Raw genomic sequence first — 16202 nt, forward strand, 5'->3', positions numbered from 1 at the left:
TAGACAGTAGCATTTATTTTTTTAAGGTGATCAATTTTAAGTAAAATAGATTGAAAACAAAAAGCGCTACACCTTGAATCTTTCCCATTAAGGTCTTACATCTACATCATCATTTAATAAAGAATACCGCATTATGAGCAATCCATTATTAACAGTTTCAGATTTACCCCAGTTTTCTCAAATAAAGCCTGAACATATCAAGCCTGCTGTTGAGCATGCGATAGCAGAATGCAAAAAAGTGATTGCAGCAGTGCTTGAAGAAAAAACATTTACCTGGGCAAACTTAGTTATGCCTACGGACGAAGCTGACGATACGTTAAGTAAGCTGTGGTCGCCGGTATCCCACATGAATTCGGTGGTTAATAGTGACAAATTACGTGACGCATACGAGTCATGTTTACCACTGTTATCTGAATACAGTACTTTTGTGGGACAGCATCAAGGGTTATATCAAGCCTACCAACAATTTGCCAACAGTGATGAATATTCACAATTAAGTATTCCTCAAAAGAAAGTCATTGAGAATGCCTTACGTGATTTTAAATTGTCGGGCATCGCATTAAACGATAATGATAAAAAACGATACGGTGAAATCGTTACTCGTTTATCGGAGTTAAGCTCAACATTTGGCAATAATGTACTCGATGCTACGCACGCTTATAGCGTTAATATTACCGATAAAAGTGAACTTACTGGCTTACCTGACAGCGCTATAGAAGCCGCAGCAGAACTAGCAAAAGAACAAGAAAAACAAGGCTGGCTATTCACCTTAGATATCCCTAGTTATTTACCCGTAATGACTTATTGTAGCAATGCGACATTACGTGAACAGCTCTATCGTGGCTTTGTTACTCGCGCTTCAGACCAAGGTCCCAATGCCGGAAAATTCGATAACAGCGACATCATGAACGAGCTATTACTACTTCGTCATGAATTAGCACAGCTATTGGGCTTTAATAACTTTGCTGAGAAATCAATTGCTACCAAAATGGCATCATCAACCTCTGAGGTTTTAGACTTTCTAGAAAACCTAGCGGTAAAATCGAAGGTTCAAGGTCAACAAGACTTAGATGAAGTTAAAGCTTTCGCTGAAAAAGAATTTAACCAAACAGACTTACAAGCTTGGGATCTGCCCTACTATAGTGAAAAATTAAAGCAAAGCCGTTATGCTATTTCAGACGAAGAATGTCGCCCTTATTTTCCAGAAGAAAAAGTTGTAGCTGGCTTATTTGAAGTTGTTCATCGTTTATTTGGCATGACAATTAACCAAGTAGCTAACATCGACACTTGGCACAAAGATGTGAAGTTTTATCAAGTATACGATCGCGATAATAATTTGCGTGGCCGCTTTTATTTAGATTTATACGCCCGCGCCCACAAACGTGGTGGCGCATGGATGGACGATTGTAAAAGTCGTCGTGAATTAGCCAATGGTGATATTCAATACCCTGTTGCCTACCTAACCTGTAATTTTAATAAGCCTATTGGTGATAAGCCTGCGCTATTTACCCATGACGAAGTGGTTACTTTATTTCACGAATTTGGCCATGGTATTCACCATATGCTGACACAAATCAACACCAGTGGCGTTTCAGGTATCGATGGTGTGCCGTGGGATGCAGTAGAGTTGCCTAGCCAATTTTTAGAAAATTGGTGTTGGCAGCCAGAGGCATTAGCCTTTATCTCAGGACACTACCAAACGGGTGAACCACTACCGCAAGCTATGCTTGATAAAATGTTAGCGGCAAAGAATTACCAATCTGCGATGCAAATGTTACGTCAATTAGAATTCAGTATTTTTGATTTTAAAATGCATAAAGATTACCAACCTGCACAAGATAACTCTGGGTATATTCAGCAAACATTAAACCAAGTGCGTGAAGAATATTCAGTATTGAAAGCCGCCGACTTTAATCGCTTTCAACATGGTTTTGGTCATATTTTTGGTGGCGGTTATTCAGCCGGTTACTATAGTTACAAATGGGCAGAAGTATTATCTGCAGATGCCTTTAGTCGTTTTGAGGAAGAAGGCATTTTTAACCCGAAAGTGGGTAATGATTTCTTAACTAATATATTAGAAAAAGGCGGGTCTCAAGAACCCAGTGTCTTATTTAAAGCCTTTCGTGGCCGTGAGCCTGAGATTGATGCTTTACTCAGACATTGTGGTATTGAAGGATAATGAGTGGCCCTAAATAATGGAAAAATTTGACTCACTTTATCAACGCGCCGCCGAACGTAAAGGTGGTGCGGCTATACTCAACCTCTTATTAGGTGATAACCAAAAAGATCATTTAGTTGCCAAGTTAGGAGACGATAGAATTTTATCGGCCTTTAGCAAAAAGATCTTTCAAAGTGGTTTTGTCTGGCGTGTAGTAGAAAATAAATGGCCAAACTTTGAAGAAATGTTTTTTAATTTTGATCTCGCTAAAGTCTTAATGATGCCCGAGGAAATGCAAGAACGTAAAGCGGCGGATGCGCGAATTATTCGCAACTTTAATAAAGTAAAAACTATTCAAGCTAATGCCCATATGATGTTTGATGAAATACATAGCGATAATAGCCAGCACGATAGTTTTGCTAAATTTATTGCGGCATGGCCAAGCAATGACATGATAGGTTTATGGGATTACTTAAAGAAAAAAGGTCAACGTTTAGGGGGCAATACTGGCCCCTACGCTTTACGTGCTATCGGTAAAGATACCTTTTTACTTACCCGTGACATTGAAGCCTATTTCCGTGCCAATAAAATTATTGACGGCGGACTGCAAAGTAAAAAAAGCTTAGTTGCCATTCAAAATGCTTTTAATCAATGGCAAAGTGAAAGTGACTTATCACTGAGTCAACTCAGCCGCTTAGTTGCCTATGCAACCGGCGATAACAATGTTCAAGTAGAGTTTGATTAATGGATATGTCTAGAATAGCGGTTGGGTACCTTGATAAAACCGATGTTGATTTAGCTAAAAAAATTGCTAAAAAATGGCAATTAGCCTATATCGGTGACAGCGCTTCAGTTACTAAGCATCCAAACTTACTGTTTTTATTACAAGTCAACTTTCAAGAATTAGAACTGATCAAGCTTGATGAGCCTAAACTCGGTGGTATTAAAGTAGACTTTGTTGATGGCGCGGTTGCCCACCGACGAAAATTTGGTGGTGGACGCGGCCAAGATATAGCTAAAGCGATAGGACTAAAACATGGTTTTACTCCACATGTACTAGACGCTACCGCAGGCTTAGGACGAGACTCTTTTGTATTGGCAACCTTAGGTTGCACAGTAACCATGAAAGAACGTATGCCTATTGTCGCAGCACTGCTAGAAAATGGCTTAGAGCGCGCTAAATTGAACAGTGAGGTCAGTGATATTGCCAGTCGTATGTCACTAGTTCATGCGGCAACGATTGAAGAGTTGTCATTCACTCAACAACCTGATGTTATTTATCTCGACCCTATGTATCCACATCGTGAAAAATCGGCCGCAGTGAAAAAAGAAATGCGCGTATTCCAATCACTCGTCGGTGAAGACTTAGATGCGGATGATTTGCTTGAACCGGCATTGAAATTAGCAAAGTACCGTGTTGTGGTTAAACGTCCAAGCTATGCGCCACCATTAAATAACAAATCGCCTTCAACCAGTATAAAAATGAAAAAAAATCGTTTTGATGTTTATGTCAACCAAGCGATCCCAAAAAATAATTAGCGATACTCGTTTACAACTTACTCCCTATCTAGTGCTGAAAATCTTTCAAAATGGTATGGGCTAAAATTGTAAACGAACTTCCTTCCAAGCCCATCCAAGTAATTACCTACACGGTTTACCCTTTCGTTCAATCTATAGATCTATAGTTTATGATTTCTCAGTGTAAAATCAGTTAGAAAAACAATCATAATTTCTGATATTCAACCAACACTCTAAATGAGCACTCTGTCCACATTGTTGAGGATAGTGGTTGGCTTTCTTTAAGTCAGCAGTCGCTAGTTGCTGACATTTTTTAATATATTTTAGAACTTCATAGTGAACACTTTTTAACTTTCTGGCCTTATGATCGGTTAATATCAGTTTATTTAAAAGTCGACCGTTTTAACATCACCTTTGATAATGCCTACTGTAGCTAAATTTCCAACAGGAGAAGGTATGGTTAAGGCGTTATATTGAATGTTGTCATCGATATTTGTACCACACATTAGTGCAACAGTGTAACTTCCTGTTGGAACAAACCCTATGCTGTAAGTTCCATCTACGGCTACTAGTGTTGAAATAAGTGGTGCCGTCGCTGTCGGTGCATCACCGACGAAAGTTTCATCATCTGCATCATAACTATCACCTAATTCGGTTGGTTCACCTTCATATAGATAAACGATACAGCTACCTAAATTAGTATTATCAGCAGAAACATTACCCTTCAATGTTCCATATTCACTAACAATGTGAACGCCATGAGGTTTAATAATAAAACCATTTTTTGTGGGTGCATTACCGCGCATCACTAATGACTCGCGTAAACTAAATTCAATAGTATAAGCTGGGGTATCGCCGACTTGGATAGAAGTTGACGCAATTTCAAAATCTCCTAAACGTAGTCTAGAGCTAGGGACTTTAATAGAGTATTCGGTCGCATCATTTTCAAGCAGTACATATGAGCCGGCATCGACTACCAGTAATTCCATCGAATAGGTGCCTGGGGCCATAGTTACACCTTGAGCTTCATCAACAATTTTAAGTTGGTCTGTACCCTGAAAATCAAGTAAGTTAACTTTAATGGTTTCTACAATTTCATTATTGTCATTAGTAAATTCAGTAATGACTGTAGACTCTGTCCCTGAAATAGTAATTTCATCTATTTCAATAAAGACTGAATCCGCCTCATCAATAGGTGCATCACTAATCCCTAAAGAAAATTTTGCTTGCTCAGAGGGTTGTGGTGATGAATTATCACTGCCCCCACAAGCGGAAATTGCCAATATAATAGGGGTGAATAAAAATGGAATTGTAAAGTTTTTGTTAAACATAATATTTACCTTTATTGCTACTTTAGTTAATTAAATTAATAAGTCTAAGGTAAAGTCATACTATGCAAAGCTGGTGCTTTGTTGTTTCATTAATATATTAACAAAACTCACTGATAGACTTTTTCTATAGAAAAAATGAAATCGATTATAGATTCAATTTCACGATTGTCTTTTGACAATTTATCAATTACCAAGTGATTATAATGTAATCACTTACAACATGATAGATATAGTGTTACCAACAAAAATTAATGGCCCTATGCCGTTTACTAGATACTCGAAAGGTAAAACTCATATTACATGGCAACAGTGTAAACGACGTGGTTATTTTATAAATTAATGATGAAACACATATACAAAGACAAGTGCTGGAAGTTGTGGGATTTTTAAATCTAACATATAGTTGTTTATACTTACCTAAAAGTATTATCTTACTTTTATTGTTCAGAGCTAATAAGTAGTGGTATTAATTTGAAATATACTCAACCTAAAAAAAGTTACTTTAATGTAATCAATTTTATAGTTGCCGTTATTTTATTATGTCCAATAATTAGTTATGCAAAATTTAACAAAATAACACTCGATCAAATTACGGTTAAGGACGGGCTATCCCAAGTATCTATTAACAGTATTAGTCAGGATGATGATGGATTTCTTTGGATATCAACAGAGTCTGGCCTTGAAATATATGACGGATATACCTTCACTAAAATAGAAGGACCTGATAACGATTTTTCACAATATAGTGCAGGAAAAACAGTCCAGTCAGCGAATGGATTAATGTGGTTACAGCTCTATGGTAAAGGTTTATATAGCTTTGATAAAAGCACTAATGAGTTTGACTTGCTCTTAAATACTAATCAATTGGAGCCTGATGATTGGGTTATAGATTACTTGCCACAAAAAGATGAAACCGTTTGGGTTGCGACAAGTAAATACATAGCGACAATTGATGTTAAAACTAAAGCTTATAAACAAATTGTTAACTTAAAAAAGTATCTAGGTGATTCTGCAATACAGCAAATTATTTTACATAACAACTATCTATATATAGCCAGTAAAGAAGGCACTATTGTTTATCAATTATCAACAGGCCAAGTAGCTAAATTACCTCAAATCACCAAGGTAACTGCGCAAAGTGCTGATCTAAAGCCTATACAAGCAAATAAAATTTATACCTTAAGTATTCTTAATCAGACTTTGTTTTTGGGAACAAATGATGGTGTTTACTCATTAAATATTCAACAAATCGACTCGCTTTTTGCAATGGGAGAAGAGAATGAATTACCGCATTATCAAACTATTTTTAAACATCTATCGGTGTGGGATTTTTTTATAGAAAAGGAACTATTAATTATTGGTGCAACGGATGGGCTTTATCGATATAACGCTGTTACGCAGCAAGGACAATTCTTATTCAGTTTTGATGAATATGCTCCCTCTTTTGCGAATAATACGGTTAAGTCATTAATTGTCGACCAAGATGGCTACTACTGGCTAGTGAGTAATAGCCAAGGTTTGTTAAAATGGAATCCTAACTTAGGCTTAGTTGAGAATTATGATTATTACAAAGGTCGTGACAACAGCTTAACCAGTAATAATGTTACTGGCATTTTGCCTGATAAAAACGATGATAACTTATTCTGGATTTCAACCGATAATGGTTTAAATTTACTGAATAGAAACACCCAACACGTTGAACAATTCTTCGCCCTGAAAAACTCAAAGACGACATTTACCGCAAGCAATATAGTTTCATTACACTATGGTAGCAATAAAACTATTTGGTTAAATACTTCTGTAGGATTAAGACTTTTTGAAATTAAAAGCAAAGCAATCATACCAATACCTTTTGAAGCAAGTTTTTTAGAAAAGCTAACTGTTGATTACCCCGTTTATTTCACTACCGATAAATACCTTTGGTTCACTCAAACGGATCAACTACTTATGATTGATCAAGAATCTGGTCAATCAACTGATTTCAGTAAAGTAATGACTGATGCTGGCATTAAAGATATTTGGTTTTTTTTCAAATCACCAAATCAGGATAAAGAAATTTGGTTTAGTACAACAAAAGCATTATGGATGTTTAATACTCAGTATCAAACGTTTAAGAAAATATATGAACATATCAACATGAGCGAAACTGAGTGGTCTTTTATTGATAGTTTTGTAGTTGATGCTGAAAAATCTCTGCTATGGGTAGCCCATACATCAAAAGGTATTTATGGTATCTCCCTAGAAACACAGGAGGTTCTTCATACTTTCAACAATCAAAACAGTATTCTAGACAACAATCTATATGGTCTACAGCAGGACTCACAAGGAGACCTTTGGATCTCAACTCATGATGGTATTTATTCGATTGATACACGCTCTTTTCATATCAGAAAATTTGGTATTCATCATGGCTTTTTAGGTATGGAATTTAATGGTGGCGCGCATGCAAAATCATCAACCGATGAATTGGTTTACGGTTCGGTGAATGGCGTTTCTTTTTTCGATCCTTTGGCCTTAAAAGAAAAAGGCCTGACCAAAAATAAAAATGTTTTTGTCACTAAAGTTGATTTACTCACACGGCATTTAGAAGATGCTTATATATTTAACTCAAATAAGGTAGTAGAACTTAAATATGACGATGTGGGCATTAGGGTTGATTTTACCACCTTTGATTTTTCAAAATCTAAAGACATAATGTTTGAGTATTCTTTAACAAGTAACAGCACTGTGAACTATCCTTCGACCTATGAAAATCATATTATTTTTCCAAGTTTAGAGTCAGGGAAGCATACTTTAGCTATTCGAGCTAAGTCGCCTATTACAGGCGATTATTCACCACTAACTTATATTAAATTTAACGTTTCTTATGCACCTTGGGCATCACCTACCGCCTATATTCTGTATTTTATTTTAGTTATCTCTGCATTCAGTTTTTGGATAAATAAAAGACGTAAACAACGTGATGCTTTGTTGGCTGCTCATGAACAAGTTGTCTTTAGAGAAAACCGTTTACAGCTAGCATTAAAAGGTAGTAACAGTGACGTATGGGATTGGCACGCTCAGACGAATAGTTTTTCTGCTAATCGTTTTAAACATAATGTAAGCCTAATAGAAAATGCCTATACCTTCCCTATAAAAGTATTTATCAATGATATTCATCCAGATGATAAAGCAACCTTTCTTGCTGCTTGGCAACAATTTATTGATAAAGCTGATGTTAATGTAACCTTTACTTTTACCTATAGATTAAAAGGTGAACACAATGAATGGCGATGGTATAAAGATTTAGGGAAAATTGTAGAAATTGATGATAATAAAAAGCCTATACGGGTTACGGGTTCCTATACCAATATCACTCAATCTAAGGCTGATGAAGAACGTGCCCAATATTACGGAGAAGCATTTAGACATACAAAAGATTGGGTCTTAATTATTAATCAAGATTTTACCAAGGTGACTTCAAATCAAGCAATGAGGAATATATTTGGTTGGGAAGAAGAGCAGCCCTTTAATGATTCATTAATTGGTATAGACAGAAAAAAGATAAAATATTATAGCGATGTAGCATTAAGTTTAGGTGTAAATGATCATTGGCGTGGAGAAGAGCTTGTTACTTCTGCAGCAGGAGATAAATATAATGTACTGGTCAAAATTAATGTTGGTATAAACAGTAATGACAGTCTTCATTATATTATGGTGATGACCGATATTACCGCTCAAAAGCTCGCTGAAAGCGAACTACGCTATATGGCTAATTACGATCACTTAACGGGGCTACCTAATCGGAGTTTACTCATTGAACGGATTGATCATGCAATAGAATTATCAGCAAGAAACAAAAATATTTTAGCTATATTTTTTATTGACTTAGACCGTTTCAAACAAGTCAATGATACGCTAGGTCATGATGTTGGTGATCGATTATTGAAAGTTATCACACAACGATTAACCAAAGTCTTTCGCCAAGAAGATACTCTGGCAAGACTTGGGGGTGATGAGTTTGTCGTATTGCTAGAAAGCTTTTCATCAGTAGATAAGCTTTCACAAATTGCACAAAAAATTATCGATACCATTGAGCAACCGATAACACTACAAGATACCATGGTCTGTATTGGTTCAAGTATTGGTATTTCTATTTACCCTGAAGATGGCATGGATTCAGCTGAACTTCTAAGAAATAGCGATATTGCAATGTACTGTGCGAAACAAAATGGTCGAAATATCTATCAATATTTTGAACCATCAATGACTGAAGCAGCAGCTAAACGACTTGCTCTTGAAGCAAATTTAAAACAAGCCGTAAAACAGAAGCAATTTATCAATCATTACCAACCCATTGTTGATGCACATTATGGCAAAGCGGTTGGCGTAGAAATGTTAATGCGCTGGCCTACCGACAAAGGCATGATTTCTCCCATGGAGTTTATTCCTTTAGCCGAAGATTTAAATCTTATTATTTCGATGACAGAAGTGGCGTTAAAGACAGCATTACAAGACTTAATAGTATGGCGTAGCTTTCGAACTGATTTTTATTTATCCATTAATATTTCTGCTAGTCATTTTAGTAAAGGAGAACTTGTCACTTTTATTACGAGAATATTAAATGAGTTTGATTTACCTACCTCAGCAATAAAACTAGAAGTTACTGAATCTGCATTTATCTCTGAACCTGAAAAAGCGATTGAGAAAATGAATCAGCTAAAAGCTATAGGTATCAAGTTATCGCTTGATGATTTTGGCACCGGTTATTCGTCTCTATCTTACTTAAGATTACTCCCGTTAGATGTTATAAAAATTGACAGAAGCTTTATCTCTAACATTGGTGAAAACAACGCAGACGAAGCGATAATAGAGGCGACGATAAGCCTTGCACAAAAATTAGGCATGAGTTGTGTTGCTGAGGGTGCTGAAACCAAAGAACAAATTGACTTCCTGGTTTCTAGAAATTGTCATTACATTCAAGGGTATTTTTACAGTAAACCCGTATCCAGTGAACAAATTATTTCATTGTTAGAAATGAATAAACCTGAATATATATCACCTAGGTGATTTTTTTAAACGTGATCTCTTGCGTTTAATAAAGCTGACACCCACTTTATTAGCAGATTTTCACGCATATGAGCACACCAGACGCTCCTCCTTTAACTACTTGATTGTAATCACATATATGGCTAACTGCTCAACTTTATGAGTAACTGCTTTTGTTTCTTTGATAAGTGTTCGAGTTGTTTTGTATAGTTTTCTTTTGATTCTTAGCTTTTTTTTGAAAAAATTTATGGCCAAAATCGTATATAACTCAGTGCGAAAGAATTCAATTTACCATAGGTTCTTCACTCACCTATCATACGAAATTCATGTGTTTAAAAAGCTTTTCAGATTGTTTTTTTTACGAGTGGTAGAAAATAAATAGTCAAACTTTGAAGTGATTTTTTATCTGACAAAAATAATTATGTTACTAGAAGAAATGCAAGAACGTAAAGCGGCTGATGTTCGAATTATTGGTAATTTCCACAAAGTACAAAAGCTTAACCGCCACTTAAATCGCCTTCAACCAGTATAAAAATGAAAAAAATCGTTTTGATGTTTATGTGAATCAGGCAATTCCTAAAAACAATTAACCTTGTATCCCTCGTTTAAACAATCGTTAAGATGAATAACGGACTACGCTGTATTTACGCAAGCCCTCGAAACACTTTTCACTGGGCTTGCGGTACATTTTAGCCTCTTGAGTTAAAATCAATCAGATCTAACCACAACACACTTCATACTTGTTCAGTAAACATTTGTCATAAAACCGCAACAAAGATCAGTAAGAATCGGCATTAATTTATCTGTGAATACCCTTCAAGGATTGACTATGCGAGTATCAAGTTTTTCACGACTGTCCGTTATTGCCATTAGTATTTTTGCCGTTATATTCGTTGCAACTATGTATCATGTTGGAACTTCTCTTACATCAAGTCGGGGCCAGTACGCTGAATATCATGCATTAAAAACGTTAACCACCGTTAAGTTTTATCGCACCATTGCAACCTATCTACAAACTGGTGATGCCAGCATGCTTAATGCCGCACAAGAGCAACTCAACGAAATAATTACACGATCAACAAGCTTAGATATTGGTAACTTAAGCCATAACATTACTGAAGAAGCGGGCAAACTTAATAAAAATATTGAAACAAAGTATCGTGCCATGGGTAAGTTAAGTGGTAACCCACTCGCTTTGCTTCGTAACAGCGAACAGAATATGGTAGCTATTACTCACTCGCTGATAAAATATGCCTCTGAAAGTGAGGCGCTAGACGAACAGCAGCGCATAAATTATTTAGTAACAGTGAGCAATATTGCTCGCGCATTAAACTATTTAATCAACACGCGTGAAAAGTTGTTCCTTAGCCAAAACATTAGCGATACCGGCTTTAAAAATGCTTTACAAGAATTAGCACAACGGCATCAACAATTAACAAATTATCCTTTATTGGCTATTTTCCTTGAAAGCGACGGTAATACTGATGAAGATGACTTTTTTTCCAATGACGATGACAAAGAAGACATCAGTGAAGAAGCGATTGATGAACTCAATTCACTCATTAATCGTTATCAAAGTGAGTTTGAAAACACCCTAAACTCACAGAATCAGCGCACCGCTGGCTTAGCACTACTCAAGAAAAATGTTACTGCATTAGAAGATATTATTCTTATCGCTGAAACAGAAATACTAAAAAAACAACAAGTGTTGAATCAGCAACTTTATCGAATAGTTATTGGTTTGCTATCCTTTTTAATCTGTTTCTTAGTCGCCAATTACTGGTTGCAACGCAGTGTTATTTTAAATCCGTTACGTAAATTACGAAATGGCTTTGTTCAACTTGTTGAACAAGGAAAGGTTGATAACATTACTGATATTTCGGCGGAAACTGAGCTTGGAGAAATATCGTCCAGTTTTAATAAAATGGTCAACAAACTTGCACAAGATGATAAAGCAAAAGCACAACAGCTTGATTTGGTCGCCAAAGCATTAACAACCATGGAAAGCCAAGTTAAAAACATTTATCAATCGTCAAATAGTACCAGCACGCATGTGCAAGGTGCTCGTGAAATTATGAATGCATTAGGCCAAGCGACTGAAACGGTAAACACGTTGTCCGAGCAGGTTGTAAACAACGCACAAGCGACTCAACAGGCAATGGAAACAAGTCAAAGCCGAGTTGCACAAGTGCTCGCCGCAAGCGACTCAACCAGCATCGCGGCACAACAAAGTAAAAGCGCAATAACCTCACTCTTTCAATCTGTTGATAGTGTTACCTCTATTGTTGACGTTATTAGTGCCATTGCCGACCAAACTAACCTACTGGCTTTAAACGCGGCAATTGAAGCCGCAAGAGCGGGTGAACACGGCAGAGGTTTTTCTGTCGTTGCCGATGAAGTCAGGCAACTAGCCGGTAAAACTCAAGATTCACTTAAACAGATATCACAACGCTTAGACCAACTGCAAAGTGCCAGTAATTCAATTGAAAAAACAATTATTGATATAGAAACAGCATCCCTCAATCAAAAAACAATTGCTGACCAATTACAAGAAACTGCGTTAGAAGTGACCGGACAGGCTAAAATATCCGCCACGGTCGCACAAGACTCTCTGACGCAAATAACGCTGCAACGCCAACATTTTATCGCTTTTGAGCAAGCGATGAGTAATGTTGATGAAGAAGTGAGCAACTCTCAAAAGCTTGCTAATATCATTTCAATTGATGTGAATAACCATGTTAGCGATATTGGCTTAACGCTCGATAAAAGCGCATAACACTTAATCATGCTGCTAATTAATTTAACCGTTTTTAACGATAAATAGATGCATGTCGGTGCGCTATATCCTAAAATGAAACAAGTAATGATATTCATTTTAGGATAGTTTATGGCAAAGGCGCTTTGTAAGTGGAAAAAAAAAGACATAGAAAAAAGTCTTCACGAACTTGCTCGTATTGTTGATAAACCATGTTTTATTTGTAAAGACTGTGCGCGTTCTGCAAACAGCAAAGATTTTTTATGTAAAGCGATAATACTGCCTTTACCCCATCAACATAGTTAACGTTAAATGAGAAGAATTTTATGATTGAAGAAAATAAACCCATGCCTTCAGGCGAATTGTCACAGTTAAAAGACGGCAACATGATTACCCATAATACCGATGAGCTTTTTGCCAACAAAAAAGTGGTGCTATTTGCCGTTCCCGGTGCTTTCACCCCAACTTGTTCAGCCGCTCATTTACCCGGCTATGTGGTATCAGCGGATGAATTAAAAGCTAAAGGTGTCGATGCCATTATCTGTTTATCGGTAAATGATGCTTTTGTAATGAATGCGTGGGGCGAAGCACAAAATGCTGAAAATATTATGATGCTTGCTGATGGCGACGGCAGTTACACTAAAGCACTTGGTTTAAGTATGGAGACCGCAGGATTTGGTGGTTTACGTTCTCAGCGTTATGCTATGGTCATTGAAAACGGTACAGTAACGAATTTACATATTGAAAAGCCTAAAGAATTTGAAGTAAGTACCGCTGAATCTATTCTAAAAACACTATAGATAAGATGTAATGATAATGATTTGTGTTATTTATCATATTGTTTTTTATGACTTTTAAATCTTACAAATCAAAAATGTTACACTTTATAGCTTGTGTCCCAGCCATAGAACAGGCAAAATTTACTGATATTTTTTAATGAGGTACCAACATGTTAAAACCTGAAATGGTCAAACAACTAAATAAACAGATCAACTTAGAGTTTTACTCTTCCAACTTGTACTTACAAATGAGTGCCTGGTGTGAAGAAAAAGGCTTTGAAGGTGCAGCAATATTTATGCGTAAACATGCGGCAGAAGAAATGGACCACATGACACGCTTATTTACTTATGTCAGTGAAACAGGGGCATTACCTATTATAGGTACCATAGATGCACCGCCACACGAATATAAGTCATTAGCTGACGTTTTCGAAAAAACTTATGAACATGAATGTTCAATTACCGAACGTATCAATTCTTTAGCGCATCAAGCCTTTACTAACCAAGACTATTCAACGTTTAATTTCTTGCAATGGTATGTAGCTGAGCAACATGAAGAGGAGACTTTGTTTAAAAGTGTCTTAGATAAAATTAACTTAGTAGGTCAAGACGGCCATGCTTTATTTTTTGTTGATAAAGATTTAGCCGAAATGGCTAAAGTAGGTACTACAAGTATCATGACGGGCGCACCCGTTTAGTCACAATCAATAATATACCGCATAAAAAAGGCTTCTATATGAAGCCTTTTTAAATAATAACCTCTCATTATTCGTTAAAAAACATATCCTTCACCACGAAAAGTTTTAATCCGTGATTTGTCAGTGTTCACCAATAACTTTTTTCTGATGGTTGAAATATGCATATTAATACTTCGATTGGACTCGACCAGGCTACGCTTAAATATATGCTCAGCGATACTTTCACGGGTAACTAGTTGTGGAAAATCACTCATCAGCAACCACAATAAATTAAATTCTAATCCGGTCAGTGTAACCAACTGGTTGCAGCAATAAACTTCTCGACTACCCGGAAAAATTTCTACATCGGCGATTATAATTTTATCAGATACCAACATTATATTGTTTGATCAAACAAACTCACTTTATAACCAGTAGGAGCAGTATCATCAACTTCAACAACCATAAATTGCTCTTTAGATTCTTCATCTAGGATAAGTTCAAAAGCATTTAAGATGATCTCACTGCTGTTGTCTTGAGCAACCACATAAACTTGGTAGGTATTATTTTTTAAATACACGAGCTCGCTGTTGGCAAAGCTAACGGCTGTTTTATAAAAAGCACTCTCAATGGTTTCATCACTTCGGACAAAATAAATAGTAAACGCACCAAATTCAGTACTGTCGACAAGATTAACCATTTTAATTTCATGATCATAAATACTTGTTCTACTACTATTACTAACAACTAACGAATGCACATCTAGCTGTATCTCATCAATATTGCCATCACCGTCTTCATCAACATCACCATCTCCATCGTCATCGACGGCCACTTCATCAATATAAAAGAAAGCGGTTTTATGGCTATTTTCTCCTAAAGAAAGTAAATGGTTTTTCAACAATACCTCATTTCCATCACCGACAACCAAATCGACACTGTAGTCTCCTTTAGCAAGTTCAATAGGCTGACTTAACACACCTAACGATAAGGCTTCAATTTCTGGAGAGTCGTCTATACCATTTAAATATAAGGAAAATTCACCTTGATAATCAGGTAGCAAGTCATGCTTACCAATCGCATTGTACGCATTAAGTTTTGCTTCTGAGTCGGTATTAATAAATGATTCTATGAGTGAATTAGACATTTTATCAAGCATATATGGTGAGCTTCCCACACCATCATTTTCACGTATTGCGATGATATATTGGCTACTGTATGAAAAGCTTATATCATTCGATTGAAACAAAATTTCAGTGCTTCCTGGTGTCGTGATATAAAAAATATAATCATCTTGGTCAAATTTTTGATTAACCGATAATTCTTGATAACTGTAGCTACCAATAAAGTTAGCTTCATTGAAGGTTTCATCGGCTTTAGATAAATAGACATCGATACCTTCGCTATCGTCATGCATGTTCAGCACTCTAAAATTGAAGCGATCGTAGGTATCATCATCTTCATCATCAATAATATCTATATCGTAAGTGGTCACTGAAGGCGCTAAAATATCTTCTCCGATAACAATCAATTGAATCGCATCATTGTTAATTTTTATACTATCGGTATAAACGACCGTTAAGTCGCTACTGTCTGTACTATCGCCATCTTGCCACGCCAGCTCATAGAAGTAAGAACCATTATCTACAATGTTTGCGTTTGATGCACTGCCATAAGGGACACCGTTATAAGTAAACTCAATGTCATCGTCACTGGTCGAAAAATCTTCATCTATCGTTAAATAGATCGCAGGAGAATTCTTCGTGGTGTTGTAGAGCTTCACATAACCTTCTGCATTAGAGTCACTATCAGACCCACCGCAGGCTGAAAGACTTAATATTACCGTCGTTACCATTAAAAACTTTATTCTTTTAATGCAAAGTATGTACTTTTTAGTATTCATTGACTCACCTAACTCTTTATTGTTGTCTGCGCTTTATTAGCTGTTTAAATATT

11 protein-coding genes are annotated in these 16202 nt (G+C 36.4%); 8 read left to right on the forward strand and 3 right to left on the reverse strand.

The features are described 5' to 3' along the window. The first annotated feature begins 133 nt into the window (after positions 1–133). Genes prlC through H4J70_RS09770 form a run of 3 tightly spaced genes read left to right on the forward strand, consistent with a single transcriptional unit; the run spans position 134 to position 3697 of the window. Positions 134–2179, forward strand: a complete 2046-nt coding sequence (prlC, locus tag H4J70_RS09760; protein ID WP_182215327.1) for an oligopeptidase A — start codon at positions 134–136, stop codon at positions 2177–2179. 16 nt (positions 2180–2195) lie between these two features. Beyond that, positions 2196–2903, forward strand: coding sequence for a DNA-3-methyladenine glycosylase I (locus H4J70_RS09765; protein ID WP_182244551.1), 708 nt, complete (start codon positions 2196–2198; stop codon positions 2901–2903). Between the two features lie 5 nt (positions 2904–2908). Then, the gene (locus H4J70_RS09770) at positions 2909–3697 is read left to right on the forward strand and encodes a class I SAM-dependent methyltransferase (RefSeq protein ID WP_182215390.1); all 789 of its coding nucleotides are present in this window, start codon (positions 2909–2911) and stop codon (positions 3695–3697) included. 365 nt (positions 3698–4062) lie between these two features. On the opposite strand, the gene H4J70_RS09775 is transcribed toward H4J70_RS09770, so the two are convergent. Next, a complete protein-coding gene (locus tag H4J70_RS09775; RefSeq protein WP_182244550.1) occupies positions 4063–5007 on the reverse strand; it encodes a DUF4382 domain-containing protein in 945 nt (314 codons plus the stop codon). A 471-nt stretch (positions 5008–5478) separates the two neighbouring features. On the opposite strand from H4J70_RS09775, the gene H4J70_RS09780 reads away from it, so the two are divergent. The 5 genes from H4J70_RS09780 (at position 5479) to ftnA (ending at position 14267) form a co-directional block, all read left to right on the forward strand. Beyond that, positions 5479–10056 carry an EAL domain-containing protein gene (locus tag H4J70_RS09780; protein WP_182251026.1) on the forward strand — a complete coding sequence of 1526 codons (4578 nt, stop codon included), beginning with the start codon at positions 5479–5481 and terminating at the stop codon, positions 10054–10056. Positions 10057–10864: 808 nt separating this feature from the next. Beyond that, positions 10865–12811 (forward strand): methyl-accepting chemotaxis protein, encoded by a 1947-nt coding sequence (locus H4J70_RS09785; protein ID WP_182251027.1) that lies wholly within the window; start codon positions 10865–10867, stop codon positions 12809–12811. Positions 12812–12922: 111 nt separating this feature from the next. Then, the gene (locus H4J70_RS09790; RefSeq protein WP_182215318.1) at positions 12923–13096 is read left to right on the forward strand and encodes a hypothetical protein; all 174 of its coding nucleotides are present in this window, start codon (positions 12923–12925) and stop codon (positions 13094–13096) included. Positions 13097–13116: 20 nt separating this feature from the next. After that, a complete protein-coding gene (locus tag H4J70_RS09795) occupies positions 13117–13590 on the forward strand; it encodes a peroxiredoxin (protein ID WP_182215316.1) in 474 nt (157 codons plus the stop codon). A 149-nt stretch (positions 13591–13739) separates the two neighbouring features. Beyond that, entirely contained in the window at positions 13740–14267 is a 528-nt protein-coding gene (gene ftnA / locus H4J70_RS09800) for a non-heme ferritin (RefSeq protein ID WP_182215314.1), read from the forward strand. Positions 14268–14341: 74 nt separating this feature from the next. Here ftnA and H4J70_RS09805 read toward each other — a convergent pair whose 3' ends face one another. Both H4J70_RS09805 and H4J70_RS09810 read right to left on the reverse strand, forming a co-directional pair. Further along, entirely contained in the window at positions 14342–14644 is a 303-nt protein-coding gene (locus H4J70_RS09805; protein ID WP_182215312.1) for a winged helix-turn-helix domain-containing protein, read from the reverse strand. Then, a complete protein-coding gene (locus H4J70_RS09810) occupies positions 14644–16149 on the reverse strand; it encodes a hypothetical protein (RefSeq protein WP_182251028.1) in 1506 nt (501 codons plus the stop codon). The genes H4J70_RS09805 and H4J70_RS09810 overlap by 1 nt, the downstream gene beginning before the upstream one ends. Positions 16150–16202 lie beyond the last annotated feature (53 nt).

The sequence above is a fragment of the Colwellia sp. BRX8-9 genome, assembly GCF_014077245.1.
Classification (GTDB): domain Bacteria; phylum Pseudomonadota; class Gammaproteobacteria; order Enterobacterales; family Alteromonadaceae; genus Colwellia_A.

Excerpts from the sequence above, each read along its gene's own strand:
- H4J70_RS09775 (WP_182244550.1), bottom strand. The coding sequence starts at position 5,007 with ATGTTTAACAAAAACTTTACAATTCCATTTTTATTCACCCCTATTATA.
- H4J70_RS09805 (WP_182215312.1), bottom strand. The coding sequence starts at position 14,644 with ATGTTGGTATCTGATAAAATTATAATCGCCGATGTAGAAATTTTTCCG.
- ftnA (WP_182215314.1), top strand. The coding sequence starts at position 13,740 with ATGTTAAAACCTGAAATGGTCAAACAACTAAATAAACAGATCAACTTA.
- H4J70_RS09795 (WP_182215316.1), top strand. The coding sequence starts at position 13,117 with ATGATTGAAGAAAATAAACCCATGCCTTCAGGCGAATTGTCACAGTTA.
- H4J70_RS09765 (WP_182244551.1), top strand. The coding sequence starts at position 2,196 with ATGGAAAAATTTGACTCACTTTATCAACGCGCCGCCGAACGTAAAGGT.
- H4J70_RS09770 (WP_182215390.1), top strand. The coding sequence starts at position 2,909 with ATGTCTAGAATAGCGGTTGGGTACCTTGATAAAACCGATGTTGATTTA.
- H4J70_RS09810 (WP_182251028.1), bottom strand. The coding sequence starts at position 16,149 with ATGAATACTAAAAAGTACATACTTTGCATTAAAAGAATAAAGTTTTTA.
- H4J70_RS09785 (WP_182251027.1), top strand. The coding sequence starts at position 10,865 with ATGCGAGTATCAAGTTTTTCACGACTGTCCGTTATTGCCATTAGTATT.
- H4J70_RS09790 (WP_182215318.1), top strand. The coding sequence starts at position 12,923 with ATGGCAAAGGCGCTTTGTAAGTGGAAAAAAAAAGACATAGAAAAAAGT.
- prlC (WP_182215327.1), top strand. The coding sequence starts at position 134 with ATGAGCAATCCATTATTAACAGTTTCAGATTTACCCCAGTTTTCTCAA.